The organism is Hydrogenimonas cancrithermarum, assembly GCF_030296055.1.
In the GTDB taxonomy this organism is placed as follows: Bacteria; Campylobacterota; Campylobacteria; order Campylobacterales; family Hydrogenimonadaceae; genus Hydrogenimonas; species Hydrogenimonas cancrithermarum.
In genome coordinates, this window is sequence record NZ_AP027370.1 from 1,960,483 (window position 1) to 1,975,087 (window position 14,605).

Genomic DNA, 14,605 nt, shown 5'->3' on the forward strand with positions numbered 1-14,605 from the left:
TGAATTATATACTAAAAGGTTTGAATGCCACTTGATTTACATCAATGATTCCGACAAATTTTATCTTGTTTGCATCTCGTTGATGATTTCGGTGAAAACTTCGAACCTTTTTTGAGAAGGTGCGATCATCTTCATCACGATCTCTCCAAGTCGTGGATCGATGGTATCGTTGATTTTGGAGGGGTGTTTTGCCGGACTCGTTTCGATAGGATTGAAAAGGTGTGTTCCCTGGTACGCTTTCGTTCCCGTGATTTTTTTGTAGATATCGAGTCCGAGAAGGAAGATTTCGTTATGCTCGATATTGGGCTGCCATTTGGGATCGAATGCAAGCGGTTCGAAGCCGTTCGGTCCGCATACCTCCACATTCCAGCGCAGGATGAATTCGATCGCACCTTTCGAGTAGCGTCTGAAAAGCCGGCTTTCGAAACGTTCGAACGATTCACGCGGTTTGCGCAGATCGCGGTAGGCTTTCACGAGTTCGGCAACGTAATGTTTCGCACGGCTGAGCGGCACCGTCTTCATGATCGTGTAAGCCTCCTCCTGGGTGATGGAGGACTTGCCGCCGATCTGGATGTGCACACCGTAGACATTCTGTCCGTTCTCTTTGGCTTTACAGCCGATGAAGCCGATGTCGCCCAGTTCGTGCACGCCGCACCCTTTGACACATGCCGACCAGTGCATGCGGATCGCCGCATCGGCCGGAAGCGGGACCGTTTCGCCCAAAAATTCAGCCATTTCGATTGCATCGGCTTTGTTGGGGATGACACCGAACGGGCAGAGATCGATTCCCGCACAGGCGACCATCTGATTGAAGTAGGGGGTCGAGATGCAGTGGTAGCGGTCGTAAGGCTTTCGGGTCAACGCTCCGGGAATCTTCTCTTCCGGTACACCCAGAATGTAGAGATTCTGTGTCGTCGAGACGTTGAGCTTTCCGTTGCCGAGCTCCGCGGCCAGTTCGCCTGCCTCGATCATCGCCGTGCCGCTGAAGATGCCGGACGGTACGACCATATGGAGTGCGAAGCCGCCCTCTTTGAGCCGGATGCGGCCGTCACGCTCTTCGGTGCGCGGCTGTTTCACGAGGGTTTCGCCAGCCGTGTCGAAATCGTGCCCCGCCATCTCTTTGACCGTATCGACCACGAGTTTCATGCCAGCCTCTTTGATCAGAAAGTGGAGGCGGTTTTTGTTGCGGCTGTCACGGAAGCCGTAGTGCCGATACATTTTGATGAGTGTTTCGTAGAAAGGGATCACCTCCTCGTAACGGACGAAAACATCCGCCGACTCGGCGATGGCACCCACTTTTCCACCGAGATAGACGTTGAAACCGTATTCGCCCTCTTTGACGGCCAGTGCAAAGCAGCAGTCGTGGGCGAAGAGGTTGCAGCGATTGGTCATCGATCCGCTGATGGATGTGTTGAATTTCCTCGGCAGCGCGGCGATCCAATCCTCTTTTTTGAGCCACAGATCCTGCATCTGCCCGATCAACGGCATGACATCGAGGATATTGTCGTGCGAGAGCGCGTTCAACGGGTCGGCGACGATATTGCGGAAGTTGTCGACACCTGTCTGCCAGCTTGTGATGCCGACACTTTCGAGCTCTTCTATAATATAAGGAATGTTTTCGATCTCCAGATGGCGCAGCTGTACCTGGGCCCGTGTCGTCAAATCCATATAGTCGTTGCCGTAGGCTTTCGCCATGCGCCCCAGTACACCCGCCTGCTCGCTCGTCAGGCGTCCGGCCGGAATGCGGATACGCATCATGAATCTGCCCGGCGTGGCCGGCCGGTCGAAGATACCGAAACATTTGAGAAAAAACTCCATATCTTCTTTAAGAATGGTGTCGTACCCTTTCTCGGCATAGGTTTGCAGCGCTTCCCACGCCTCTTTGTAGCTGCGGGTAGCTTTGAGTTTTTCGATTTTGTTTATTTTGGTATGTCTGGCTTGGATCTCTGCGAGTGTCATACACTTTCCTGAATTAAGATGTCCGGAAAGTGTAACAAATTATTTTCAGAAGCATTGCCTGTTTTTTAATCAAGCAATAATCGACTCTGAGTTGATTAAAAAATAATCAATAAGAAGTTATAAAACACATTACAATTCCGGCATTAAACTTTTAAGGAGTTTCAATGAAGTTGGGCGAACTTAAAACGGCGGGGCATCTGCCCACACTGCTCGCGGCTTTCCTCTATTTCGATTTCAGTTTCATGGTCTGGACGATGCTTGGGCCGCTGGCGACGGAGATTTCGGAATCGCTGGCGATGCACGGCTTCGCGTTGACCCCTGGGCAGAAAGCGACACTGCTGGCCATTCCGATTCTCTCGGGTGCCATTCTTCGTATCGTTTTGGGATTCGGTGTCGACAAGTTTGGGCCGAAAAAGACGGCATTGATGGCACAGGCCATTGTCATCGTGTCGCTGTTTTACGCCTATCTTCGCGGTGAGAGCATCACCTACAACGAACTGCTGATGGTCGCCTTCGGCCTCGGTTTTGCGGGTGCGTCGTTTGCGGTGGCGCTCCCTCAGGCGGGGCAGTGGTATCCGCCAAGACTTCAAGGCCTGGTACTGGGGCTTGCCGGCGCCGGCAACATCGGTGTCGTCGTCGATTTCCTTTTCGCGCCGAAAATCGCGGAGCTTTGGGGATGGCAGACGGTCTTTCTGGTCGGCGGCGTTCTTTCGACCTTCATCTTTCTCGTCTACACCTTCATGGCCAAAGATGCGCCACCGTCGATCTATAAGCCGAATCCCAAGAAGCTGGGCGATTATCTGAAGCTTCTCAAAGACAAAGATACATGGTGGTTCAGCCTCTTTTACGCCGTCAGCTTCGGGGGTTTCGTAGGATTCGCGAACTACATGAAAGTCTATTTGATGAACACCTACCAGGTCGACATGAGCGCTTTCGGCCACGAGTTTCTGGGTGAAGAGAACGTGAAAGTCGTCGCGGGTTATTTCGGTGCACTCTGTATATTCGCCGGGGCGGTACTGCGGCCGGTGGGCGGCGGTATCGCCGACAAGCTGGGAGGCGTCAAGTCACTCTACATCTTCTTCGGTGCGGTCGCTACACTGGCGGTTGTCAACGCGACGCTGGTGCACAACTTCTACCTTGCCATTCTGGTACTTTTTCTCATCATGGCCAACCTCGGGATGGCCAACGGTGCGGTCTTCCAGCTCGTACCGCAGCGGTTTGGCAAAGATATGGGTATCATGACCGGTGTCGTCGGCTGTGCCGGCGGTCTTGGCGGAACGGCACTCATCAAGACGCTTGGATGGTCCAAAGGCGCCTTCGACAGTTACGCCGCGGGTTTCTTCATCTTTGCCGGTGTCGTACTCGTCGCCATTCTCGGTATCAGCCTGGTCAAAACCCGCTGGCGCACCACCTGGGGATTGAGTGCAGGCGGCCGTATTTAATCGATTTTGGACGATGAATGATCGATTTCGAACCGATGCATGTTGTCCAATCGCTGCAATTCATAATATAATGCGATAAAAAATTCAAGGACAGAAACATGGGACGCGCGTTTGAATACCGCAAAGCGGCAAAACTGAAACGATGGGGAGCGATGTCACGCATCTTCCCAAAACTGGGCCGTGTCATCACGATGGCGGCCAAAGAGGGGGGACCCGATCCGGAGATGAACCCGAAACTGCGCACGGCGATCCTGAACGCCAAAGCGCAGAATATGCCCAAAGACAATATCGAAGCGGCGATCAAGCGGGCTTCTGGCAAAGATGCGGCGGATATCAAAGAGATCGCCTACGAAGCCAAAGGCCCCCATGGGACGCTGATGTATATCGAAACGGCGACCGACAACGGGACGCGTACGGTGGCCAATATCCGTGCCATTCTGGTACGCAATGGTGGGGAGTTGCTGACCAGTGGATCGCTCGATTTCATGTTTACCCGCAAGGCGGTCTTCGAATTCGACAAACGTGACGACATCGACCTCGAAGAGCTCGAGCTTGAGCTGATCGACTATGGCCTCGAAGAGCTCGAAGAGGACAGAATTCCGCAGGAGAACGGCGAGGACAGAGAGATCATCCGTGTCTACGGCGAATTCACGTCGTTCGGTGAACTGGGCAAAGCGCTCGAGGAGCACGGCATCGAGATCACCAAAGCTTCCTTGCAGCGTATTCCGAACGTTCCGCTGGAGCTGAGCGACGAGCAGATGGACGAAGTGAGCGAACTGATCGACAAACTCGAAGACGACGAGGATGTGCAGGCGGTCTACACCAACCTCGCGTAATCGATATTATCGATATTAATGAAAAGGAGTGTGCCATGGCGGACGAATTATTCAAAGTAAGTTCGTTCGGATTGGCCAAAGGCAAAGAGCTCGTCAGCGAAGATTTCTCCGCCGTCAGGGTCATTGACGACCTCTGTGTGGGCATCGTCTGCGACGGGGTCGGCAGTGCGGAAGCGGGGGGCAGGGCCGCCCGCCGCGTCGTCAACTACCTGATGAACAACTTCAAGAGACGCCCGCGAAGTTGGAGTATCGAAAAATCGCTGCACCGTTTTATCGCCGGCATCAACGCCATTCTCTACCGTGAAGGGATCGAGGAGTACGAGCGGCCCGAGTACGTCACGACCCTCTCCATCGTCGTCATCGATGGCAATCGCCTCTACGGGGCCAACGTCGGTGACTCTCCCATTTTCCTCTATCGAAACAGCCATCTGCAGGAGATCTCGTTCGCCCACGTCAGCGACGAGCCGGGAATGGCGCATGTCATCACCCAGGCGATCGGCCTTTCGGAGACGGTGGACCCTTACCTGTTCGAAAACAATCTCGAAACCGGAGACATTCTTCTGCTCGCGAGCGATGGGCTCGAAAAGGTGCTTACGCCTCTTGAGATCGAGGCGAAGCTCAAATTCGGCGCCGCGTCGATCGTCAAGAACGCCAGCCGAAAGGTCGGCGACGACCTTCCCGACGACACCACGGCCGTCGTCATCGAAATCGTTGGCGAAAGCAGGCGCCAAAGCCTGAAAAATATCGACCTCCCCATTCCCGTACGGCTGGAAAAAGAGCAGGAGATCGACGGTTACCGGCTTGTTGGGCCGCTCATTCGGAACGAACGCACCTGGCTGGCGGAAAAAAAGGGGGTGAGGTACGTTCTGAAATTTCCGCCCGTAGAAGCGGCCGAGGACGAACAGCAGCTCGACCTCTTCGTCCGTGAAGCGTGGAACGCTTCACGCCTCAAGGCCGGATTTTTCCCGAAAGCGGTCATTTCGAGAAACCGCACCGTCCGCTATTACGTTATGGAGTATCTGGAGGGCCCAAGCCTCAAAGAGCTGACCGAAAAAAAGCCGTTGCCGGTCGAAGATGCCATCCAGCTCGGAAAGTTTCTGCTCCATGCGTGCCAGTTCCTGCTCAAGTTTGATCTGGTCCACGGCGATATCAAGCCTGAAAACATCGTCGTGCTCGAACGCCACGGCAAGCGGGTTTTCAAATTGGTCGATTTCGGCTCGATCGTCGAGATCTTCTCGATCGCTTCTCGTGCCGGGACACCGAGCTACCTCGCACCCGAACGTTTCGCCGGCGAACCGATAAACGAGCAGACCGAAATTTTCGCGATCGGCGTGACGCTCTACGAGGCGTTGAGCGGAAAGTTCCCGTACGGCGAGATCGAACCGTTTCAGAACCCGGTCTTCAAAACACCCAAGCCGGTGCGCATCTACAACAAGACGGTACCTGCATGGTTCGAAGCGGTCGTGATGCGAGCCATCGAACGTGACAAAATACGCCGCTACGAAGTCTACAGCGAGATGGAGTATGAACTGACCCATCCCGAGAAGGTGAAACCGTACTATCCAGAAAACATATCGCTTTTCGAACGGGAGCCGGTGAAGATCTATCGGGCCCTTTTCGTGGTGAGTACACTCCTCAACCTACTGCTGGCCACCTTGCTCTTGAGATAACTCATAGTTATACTTTTCATATCCTGCTGAACATTTTTTGGACAAGCCTGCTTTTCAGATGTATAAAAATTAACCATAAACGATGATAAAAATTCAACTTTCATTTGTCAACACTTGATCTATGTCAAGAAAACCCTTCACGCTCTTCAATTAAACTTCGTGCGAATACAAGATAAGGAGCGACGGATGTTTCAGACATCGATCGAACTGTTGAAGTTCCACTGGATGGCCTACACGATCTATGCATTGTTGATCATTTCGGTCATTGCATGGTTCGGCTACAATCTGGGCCGTAAAGAGAAGGCCAGGTCATGGGTACGTATCCCTTTTTATGGATACATCGCCTTTCTGGTCGCCGGCGGGGTGGGGCACCACATCTTCACCTACAACGCCATCCCCTGGGTGGCGGAGGATATCATGCGCCACGACATCAAGGCCGACAGAGAGTACGACATCTCCATCGAACGGCACAAATGGAAGCTCCCAGAAGAGCAGATGGTGGCAAACATGGGTGAGAAGGTCCGCTTCAACGTCCGGAGCAGAGACCTCACCTACGGTTTCGGCCTCTTTCGCAAAGATGGCACGATGGTGATGCAAATGCAGGTGGTTCCCAAGCACGATAACGACATTCTCTGGACTTTTCACGAGTGCGGGACGTTCGACCTCACATCCACCGAGTATGCAGGCCCACGCCAGTACGAAAAACATACGGGCGAAGACCTGATGCTGGTCAAAGATGCCCTCGTTGTCCACTGCAACGACAAATTCGCGAGCAAGTAAGGAGACCATTGATGCAAACAGTAGAGAAAAAACCGTTTTTCGACCAGTTGATGAACGGCACCAACTTCGATGCCGACAGTCTCAGCGCCCTGCAGAAGGTGACGCTGCGGGCGGTGGTGATGAGTTTCATCTTTTTCGGCCTGGTGGCCCTGGAGGGGATGATCATGCGGATGGTGCAGACCGGCCCCGCCAATCCGCTTCCGGAGATGTTCAGCCATCCCGACCACTACTTTTCGATCATGACAGTGCACCCCATTGTGGGGATATTCGGCTCGACCTATCAATTGGTTTTCGCCGCCTTCATGTTTTTGGTGCCCTACCTGACCAAAAAGCCGCTCTACAGCGTGAAACTTGCCAATTTCGTCTGGCTCTGCATCACGATCGGTACGGCGTTGGCGTGGATCGCCGGGTTTATCTGGCAGTACGCACCCCTCTACACCCTCTACTGGCCGCTGCCTGCGGATACCGAACAGTTCAGTATCGTCGGCGGTTTCGTATTCGTCGTCGGGGTGGCGTTGATCATGGTGGGGACGCTGGGGTTCATCTACAACATCTACGCCACGATCTTCGCCCGTGTCGGCGTGCATAAGAACAAGACGACCAAAGAGCTGCTCATCTCCGGTTTCGGGATCGATGGGTTGATGAACCTGATTCACAAGCTTACCGGCAAACCTCCCTACTCCAAAGAGCCGGCACTCAGCCTCCCGGTGGTTGCCATCTTCCGCGGCACTGTGGACACCTTCCTCGACGCTATCGTCATTCTGGGTGCGGGGATTTTGGTTCTTGTCTATCTCATCGCCGACGCGGGCGGGCTGAGCTGGGATGTCCACGCGGTCGACTCGCTTCTTTACAAAAACTACTTCTGGTGGGGGCTCGATCTGGTGGCCGACGGCCTGGTCCTGATCTACGTGGCCGGGTCCTGGTACCTGCTGGCGACGATCATCACCGGCCAGAAGCTCTTTATGGAGAACGTCGCCCGGGCTGCACTGCTTTTGGAGCTTTTCGTCAGCTGGATGGTTTGGAGCCACCATCTGCTGGCCGACCAGCCCCAGCCCGAGATGATGAAACTGGTTTCGGGCGAGATGGTGACGGCTTTCGAGCTGCTGACCCAGGGGCTGGCGCTCTTTATCACGCTGGTGACGCTCTGGAAAGCGCGCCCGCTTAAAATGACGCCGGAATTGGCCTATCTGCTGGGCGGTCTGGTGGGATTCGGCCTGGCGGTTCCCGCAGGTATCATCCAGGCCGATATGGGCCTCAACCGTGTGCTGCACAATACCCAGTGGATCAGTTTCGCCCACTTTCACATCGCGTTGATCGTAGGGCTCTACATGACGCTTTACAGCGCACTGTACGTGCTCTGGCCACTGGTCACCAACAACACGAAGCTCTTCAGCAAGAAGCTGACCTGGGCCCACTTCTGGCTCTATCTGATCGGCGGGGTCGGCATGGGTGCCTTCGCCGGCATGGCGGGGCTTGACGGTATGCTGCGCCGCCATCTCTATGTGGACGGCGAGTTTGGCGGCCTGATGATCCTGGCGGCCATCTTCGGCTCGATGGTGCTTATCGCCTGGTTCCTTTTCCTCTACAACATCGTCATGAGCGTAGGGCTCAAGGGACTCATCGGCATCTTCAAACCGGCCAACAACGACATCGCGAGTTACGGTATCGAAGAGGAGCCCGAACCGGCTCCCGCCGCCGTCAAAGCTTAAAGAAAATTTGTCGGACGCCCCTCGGGGCGTCCCATCAACTTTTTGTGGGAGGAAACCTTTGACAAATCTCGACCGCGTCGCCCGAGAGATCAAGACGGTGGGTCTCTACGACCTCATTCTACAGGATGTGCAAAAGATTCTCGGGATCCAAAAGCCCACCGTCGAGCAGATTTTGGAGGTGTTGGGCAGCCATCCCCAGATTTTGTACGACTACAAACAGACCAATGTGGAGTACAATCTTTCAAACATCCATCTTCGGGACATCCCTCTCGATGGACTCGAAGGCGAATGCCTGCAAAAAGCGAAAAAGGTCAACGAAAACCTCTCTGTATTGCGGGCGATCGAGAAGTATACCCTCGACTTCGCCCACTCCTCGACACTGGTTATCATCTTCAGTGTGGAGTTTTTCGTCCTCTTTTCGGTGCAGTATTTCATCGTGCTTCTCAATCTCAAGGCCTACCAGTGGTATATTTATGGGCTATTCGCTCTCTCGATCGTGGCGGCGTGGTGGTACGCCAAGCGGGAACAGCGCAAGTATGGCAGGGAGAGTGCCCGCTTCGAGAAGCTCTACCACGAGACGCTCGAGATCCTGGAAGCGTTGGAGGAGAGCGGCTGTGTGAAAAAGGAGACGCTCTGGATCCACGAGAGTGACGAGCATGTCTGAGTCGTTGAAACTGCACTGGGACGAGGCGACTTTCCTGGAGGGTGCCAGGCTCGCCTATACTTATCAAATGCGCCATACTTGGCGACGGTATGCGGGGTGGGTCTTTATCGCACTGACGCAGTTCGGGGTGGTAGGCGCGGTCAGCCACGGCGCCCCCGGGTTACTGCTGGTCTCGACACTGCTGCTTCTCTACTGGTACGGGCTGCGCTGGCCTCTACGGAAAGCGGCGTTGAGACGATTTTTCGAAAAGTCGCCGTTTGCCGGAGAGACTCTGCATATCGTTGCGGAAGAAGAGGGTCTTTGTATCAACCAACGATGCGTACCGTGGCCCGAGTTCAAACGCGTATTGGCTGCGAAAGAGGGCTATTTGCTCGATATGGAAGATAGCTTTCTCTATATCCCGAAAAACCGCTTTGAAAACTCCGATACCCGTGAAGCCTTCTCCTCTCTTTTGAGAAACAGCGTGGAACAATTTCAAAAAGTGGAGCTTTAAATGATCTCATATCTCTATATCGCGATTATCATAATCTTTCTGGCAGCGCTGATCGTTATCGCAAAAGTGGCCGACAAAGAGGATATGGAAGCGTAGGGCCCATTTTGCCGCGTAATGGCAGTGATTAAATTTTAGTCATATAGAAGCGATCGAAAGTGCTACAATCGAATCATTAATACCCTATGCTTTTCAGAGGTCTGAGGGATGGAGCGAATATGAGCGAAGCGAAAAGTGCGATCGACAGCTTTTTGGATCACAAAGCCGAAACGGGGATGCAGTGCGGCAACTACAGCATTGACATTCCCGAGTTGAAACCGGGCCAACAGTACCGTTTCCATTTCGACATGACGGCGTGTGTGGGATGCCACTGCTGCGAGGTGGCCTGCAACGAGCAGAACAACAACCCCGCCGATATCAAGTGGCGCCGCGTCGGGGAGATGGAGACGGGGCATTTCCCCGAGGTTCTGCAGCTCTTCAACTCGATGAGCTGCAACCACTGCATCGACCCTGAATGTCTGAAGGGGTGTCCCACCAACAGCTACATCAAACTCGACAACGGCATCGTTTTTCATGAAGACGAAACCTGCATCGGCTGTCAGTACTGTACCTGGAACTGTCCTTACGAAGTACCCGTTTTTCATAAAGAGCGTGGCATCGTCACCAAATGCCACATGTGTGTCGACAAACTGGAAGCCGGCCAGACCCCAGCATGTGTGCAGGCATGCCCAGCCGGTGCCATCGAGATCGAAGTGGTCGACACGGAGGAGTGGCTGAGAGAGGGAATGGCCAAAGAGGGAGTGGCGCCGCATCTGCCCGATATCTCCATCACCAAACCGACGACGCGCTATACGCTGCCCGACATTCCCGAAGGCGAGGAGATCCGCCCGGCGGACGAGCATCTTCTCAAACCGGCCCATCCTGAACTTCCGCTAGTTTTCATGACGGTCTTGACGCAGATGTCGGTGGGCGGATTCGTCGCACTCTTTCTGGGCGAGCTGATCCATCTGCTGGGCCTCGACCTTCCTGCACCGAATCTTTGGATGGTGATCGCCGTACTGCTTCCTGCCGCGGTGGGGCTGCCGCTTTCCGCACTGCATTTGGGGCGTCCGATTCTGGCGATTACGGCAATGAAAAACCTCAAAACATCCTGGCTCAGCCGCGAAGCGGCGGCACTGGGGGCCTATGCTGGAGGCGTGACGTTTTTGGTGGGAATCTATGCACTCGGAGCACCGGGGTGGCTGAAGTTGATCGTCGAGATTCCGATACTCGCGCTCGGCATCTACGGCATCTACGCCCAGTCGAAAATCTATCGTATCAAAGCGCGTCCGGCGTGGGATAGAAAGTCTACGACGTTTCGCTTTTTCGGAACGGGGTATCTCGGGTTCTTGCTTGTCGCGGTCGTTCTTGCGACGACGGGTGAGGCGCGCAGCGTGTTGGCACTGCTGGCACCTACGCTGATGCTGGGGCTCTACCAGATGCACTTGATCTACGAAGAGACCGTTTTTTACAAGTATCTGGAGAGGGAGCATCCGCTCTACTATCCGCTCAGCCGTACCAAACGGTTGCTGGAAGAGTATTTCGGTAATCTGAAGAAATTTCGCCTGGCGAGCCTGGCGCTCTTCGCGATCGGCCTGCCGATGGTATCGATCGTATTCGCTGCGGCCAATATGGGGATCGCCGCGGCCTTTATACTTGCAATTGCCTTTGTCGGGGCAACGGTGAGTGAATTGGCCGGCCGGTATCTCTTTTATCGAACGGTGGTGCCGCTCGGACTTGCTGGGAACTTTTTCGCGGGGAATCAGCGCCATTGATGCGACGCGTCAATGGAATGGAAGATGGAAAATGGAGAATGGAAAATGATTGAAAAATTGAAATCGATGTTGGGGTTGGATATCAAGGAAGAGAAATATGCCTTGATCGATGATCCCTTTTTCGGCAAAGTGGCAAAAGAGAAGGCGCCTGACGAATGGGTGCGTTCGACCTGTGGCTACTGCGGCGTGGGGTGTGGGCTCTACATCGGCGTCAAAGAGGGGGATCCGGTCTATGTCAAAGGGGACCCGGACCATCCGGTCAACCGCGGGACGCTTTGCCCGAAGGGGCTCAGCGAGCACGAGATGGTGCGCGCGCCCTCGCGGCTTCCTGGCGCGATGATAAAAAAGAACGGCAGATTTGAACAAGTGACTTGGGACGAAGCCTTCAGAGTGACCAGCGATGCGTTCAAAGAGATACAGGCCAAATATGGCAAGAGTGCGGTTGCCTGCATTTCGACAGGACAGCTTCTGACCGAAGAGTTCTATACGCTCGGAAAGTTCGTTCAGCTGGGGCTCGAGACCAACAACTACGACGGCAACACGACGCTCTGTATGGCGAGTGCCGTCATGGGTTACAAGCAGAGTTTCGGAAGTGACGGCCCTCCGGGCTGCTACGAGGATTTCAGCCATGCCGAGGTGATCATGCTGATCGGCGCCAACATTGCCGACAACCATCCGATTCTCAAGCTCCATATCGCCCGGAACAAGAAGGTGCGGGGCAAGAAACCGACGATCATCGTGGTCGACCCGCGCCACTCCAAGACGGCGAATATGGCCGACATCTACCTGCCGATCAAACCGCGTACCGACCTGGCGTTCATCAACGGTTTGTGCTACATCATCTGGGAGCAGGGGTGGATGGACGAGACGTTCATCAACGAGCGGACCGTCGGTTACAAGGAGTTTATAAAAGATATTCAGAAGTACCCGCCGCAGGAGGTGGCGCACATCACCGGCATCGACGTCAAGAGACTCTACGAAGTGGCGAGGTTCTACGCCGGGGCCGATGCGGCGATGAGTGCCTGGACGATGGGAGTCAACCAGTCGGCGATGGGAACCGATACCGTCAGTGCTATCGTCAACCTTGCCCTGATGACCGGCAACCTCGGCAAACCGGGCGGATCGCCGTTTAGTATCACAGGACAGTGCAATGCGATGGGAACGCGCGAGAGCGGCTTTACGAGCTCGATTCCGGGCTACCGCAACTTTGCGAGTGCCGAAGACCGCAGAGAGTATGCCGAAATCGTCGGCGTGCCCGAAGAGCTGGTACCCACAAGCCGCGGCTTTGCCTACCCGCAGATCATCGAAGCGATCGAAAGGGGGGAGATCAAGGCGCTGTGGGTCGTGGCGACCAATCCGTTGGTGAGTTACCCCGATCAGCCCAGGCTTCGAAAAGCGCTCGCGAAGCTCGAGATGCTGGTGGTGCAAGATAGCTTCATGAGCGACACCGCCGAGCTGGCCGACGTACTTTTCGGCGCTGCCACATGGAGTGAAAAAACCGGTACCTACACCAACTCCGAGCGCCGCTGCAACCTCGCCAAAAAGTCGGTGCCCAACTACAAGGATTCCAAAAGCGACTTCGAAATCGTCGTGGAGTTCAGTAAATATTTCGATGGCAAATACGAACGGCTCTTCAATGGCTGGAGCAAACCCGAAGACGCCTTCGAAGAGTGGAAAAAAGTGAGCAAAGGGCGGCTCTGTGACTACAGCGGCATGACTTACGAAAAGATCGAGAAACTGGGCGGGATCCAGTGGCCCTGCAACGACGAGCACCCCGAAGGGACGCCACGCCTTTATGACGAGGGAATGAAGACCAGCAATGCCGAGGGTAAGCCGAAGTTCGTCTTCGCCGACTGGTTTCCGATGGAGGAGAACATTTGCACCGCGTTCCCGCTCATTCTCAACACCGGCCGAACCGTCGAGCAGTTTCATACCCGTACCAAAACCGGTACCATCAAGATTCTCGAAGACTTGGCGCCTGAAGCCTGGGTGGAGCTGAGCCCCAAAGATGCCGAAAAGCTGCAGGTCAAAAGCGGCGACCGCATTTCGCTCAGCTCTCCCCGCGGACGGGTCGACGACGTTATCGTTCGCGTCACCGAGGTTGTCGGAGAGGGGACGGTTTTCGTACCCTTCCACTTCAACGAGCAGCTCGTCAATAGGCTGACGCAGTCGCTCTTCGACCCCAAGTCATTCGAACCCAACTACAAGCAGACAGCCATCCAACTGCACAGCGAAAAGGTGCCCGAGGGCATCAAACTGGCCGAAGAGGAGATCGCGGGGGCGTTGGGGTACGAGAAAATCGAGAGTGAAAAAGAGATGATGGTGGTATCGCAGAAAGGAGCTGGGATTTGACAAACGTAAATTTATGGCAGTTTGTGAGTTATTGTCTTGAAGGGGGAATTCTGTAACTTTCGCCATGGGGGAGTATTTGCAACTTCTTATATGATCGGATGAGATAAAATACAATATTTAGGCTTAGATCTCTTTTGCTTTGAAGTTATTGGTTATCACCTGACACCAAAGATGCCAAAGATACATATTCCCTTGACATAAAATACAAAGGGCGATAGAATATCCTATATTGATATAGGAAATCAACATGAAAACTATCTCCATTTCCGACATTGCAAAAAAGCCTTCGGTACTCGACAATCTCGACGACATCGCCAAAGTCGTCAACAAAAAGACCAATGAAGTCAAGGGTATCTTTATCTCTTCTAAAGATCTTCCCCTTTTTGAAAAGCTCTTGACAGAGATGGAGTATCGCAAGTGGTTATCGAACAATAAAGGACTTGCCCATTTCCCAAGTCAAGAGGATATTTTGGAAGAAGTGCGTGATGAAATGATCGAAAAGATACCCGAATGATCCAGCAAGGAGAAATTTACCTGGTCGATTTTGGCAAAAAGCACCATTCCGAACTGGGCAAGGTACGACCTGCCGTCGTGGTGCAGAACGACTTTTTCAACAGAGCTTTGCAAGAGAGTCTCTTTCATTCCGTCATCGTTATTCCGTTGACGACCGACGACATCCTGACCCAGTACAAAATCACCATACCCAAACGGGACAAACTTCAAAAACCGAGCTACATTATCACGACATGGGTGTGTAGTGTGGATATCGACCGATTTGATTTGGATACCGGCGTATTGACCCGGCTAAGTGGGGAAGAGATGGTGGCGTTGAAAGAACGATTCTGTGAGATGTTGTAAAAAATTTGAAAAATATGTGGCATCATATGCA

12 protein-coding genes are annotated in these 14,605 nt (G+C 53.8%); 11 read left to right on the forward strand and 1 reads right to left on the reverse strand.

Going from position 1 to position 14,605, the window contains the following annotated elements; genetic code table 11:
• Positions 1–60 precede the first annotated feature (60 nt).
• Positions 61–1,959 carry a ferredoxin--nitrite reductase gene (locus tag QUD54_RS10125; protein ID WP_286336613.1) on the reverse strand — a complete coding sequence of 633 codons (1,899 nt, stop codon included), beginning with the start codon at positions 1,957–1,959 and terminating at the stop codon, positions 61–63.
• Between the two features lie 164 nt (positions 1,960–2,123).
• Between QUD54_RS10125 and QUD54_RS10130 the strand changes: the two genes are divergently transcribed.
• From QUD54_RS10130 to QUD54_RS10180, 11 genes are all read left to right on the forward strand, one after another.
• Complete coding sequence (locus QUD54_RS10130) at positions 2,124–3,401, forward strand: MFS transporter (protein WP_286336614.1); 1,278 nt, start codon at positions 2,124–2,126, stop codon at positions 3,399–3,401.
• Positions 3,402–3,499: 98 nt separating this feature from the next.
• Entirely contained in the window at positions 3,500–4,237 is a 738-nt protein-coding gene (locus QUD54_RS10135; RefSeq protein WP_286336615.1) for a YebC/PmpR family DNA-binding transcriptional regulator, read from the forward strand.
• 35 nt (positions 4,238–4,272) lie between these two features.
• The gene (locus QUD54_RS10140; protein WP_286336616.1) at positions 4,273–5,907 is read left to right on the forward strand and encodes a bifunctional protein-serine/threonine kinase/phosphatase; all 1,635 of its coding nucleotides are present in this window, start codon (positions 4,273–4,275) and stop codon (positions 5,905–5,907) included.
• Positions 5,908–6,093: 186 nt separating this feature from the next.
• Positions 6,094–6,687 carry a cupredoxin domain-containing protein gene (locus QUD54_RS10145; protein ID WP_286336617.1) on the forward strand — a complete coding sequence of 198 codons (594 nt, stop codon included), beginning with the start codon at positions 6,094–6,096 and terminating at the stop codon, positions 6,685–6,687.
• Positions 6,688–6,698: 11 nt separating this feature from the next.
• A complete protein-coding gene (locus QUD54_RS10150; RefSeq protein WP_286336618.1) occupies positions 6,699–8,396 on the forward strand; it encodes a cbb3-type cytochrome c oxidase subunit I in 1,698 nt (565 codons plus the stop codon).
• A gap of 58 nt (positions 8,397–8,454) precedes the next feature.
• Entirely contained in the window at positions 8,455–9,060 is a 606-nt protein-coding gene (locus QUD54_RS10155) for a hypothetical protein (protein ID WP_286336619.1), read from the forward strand.
• On the forward strand, positions 9,053–9,553 hold the full coding sequence (locus QUD54_RS10160; RefSeq protein WP_286336620.1) for a YcxB family protein: 501 nt from the start codon (positions 9,053–9,055) through the stop codon (positions 9,551–9,553). Before QUD54_RS10155 ends, QUD54_RS10160 begins: the two co-directional genes overlap by 8 nt.
• A 215-nt stretch (positions 9,554–9,768) precedes the next feature.
• Positions 9,769–11,364, forward strand: a complete 1,596-nt coding sequence (locus tag QUD54_RS10165) for a DmsC/YnfH family molybdoenzyme membrane anchor subunit (RefSeq protein WP_286336621.1) — start codon at positions 9,769–9,771, stop codon at positions 11,362–11,364.
• Between the two features lie 45 nt (positions 11,365–11,409).
• On the forward strand, positions 11,410–13,716 hold the full coding sequence (locus QUD54_RS10170; protein WP_286336622.1) for a molybdopterin oxidoreductase family protein: 2,307 nt from the start codon (positions 11,410–11,412) through the stop codon (positions 13,714–13,716).
• Positions 13,717–13,963: 247 nt separating this feature from the next.
• Complete coding sequence (locus tag QUD54_RS10175) at positions 13,964–14,230, forward strand: hypothetical protein (RefSeq protein WP_286336623.1); 267 nt, start codon at positions 13,964–13,966, stop codon at positions 14,228–14,230.
• Positions 14,227–14,574, forward strand: coding sequence for a type II toxin-antitoxin system PemK/MazF family toxin (locus QUD54_RS10180; protein WP_286336624.1), 348 nt, complete (start codon positions 14,227–14,229; stop codon positions 14,572–14,574). The genes QUD54_RS10175 and QUD54_RS10180 overlap by 4 nt, the downstream gene beginning before the upstream one ends.
• The last annotated feature ends 31 nt before the right edge of the window (positions 14,575–14,605 follow it).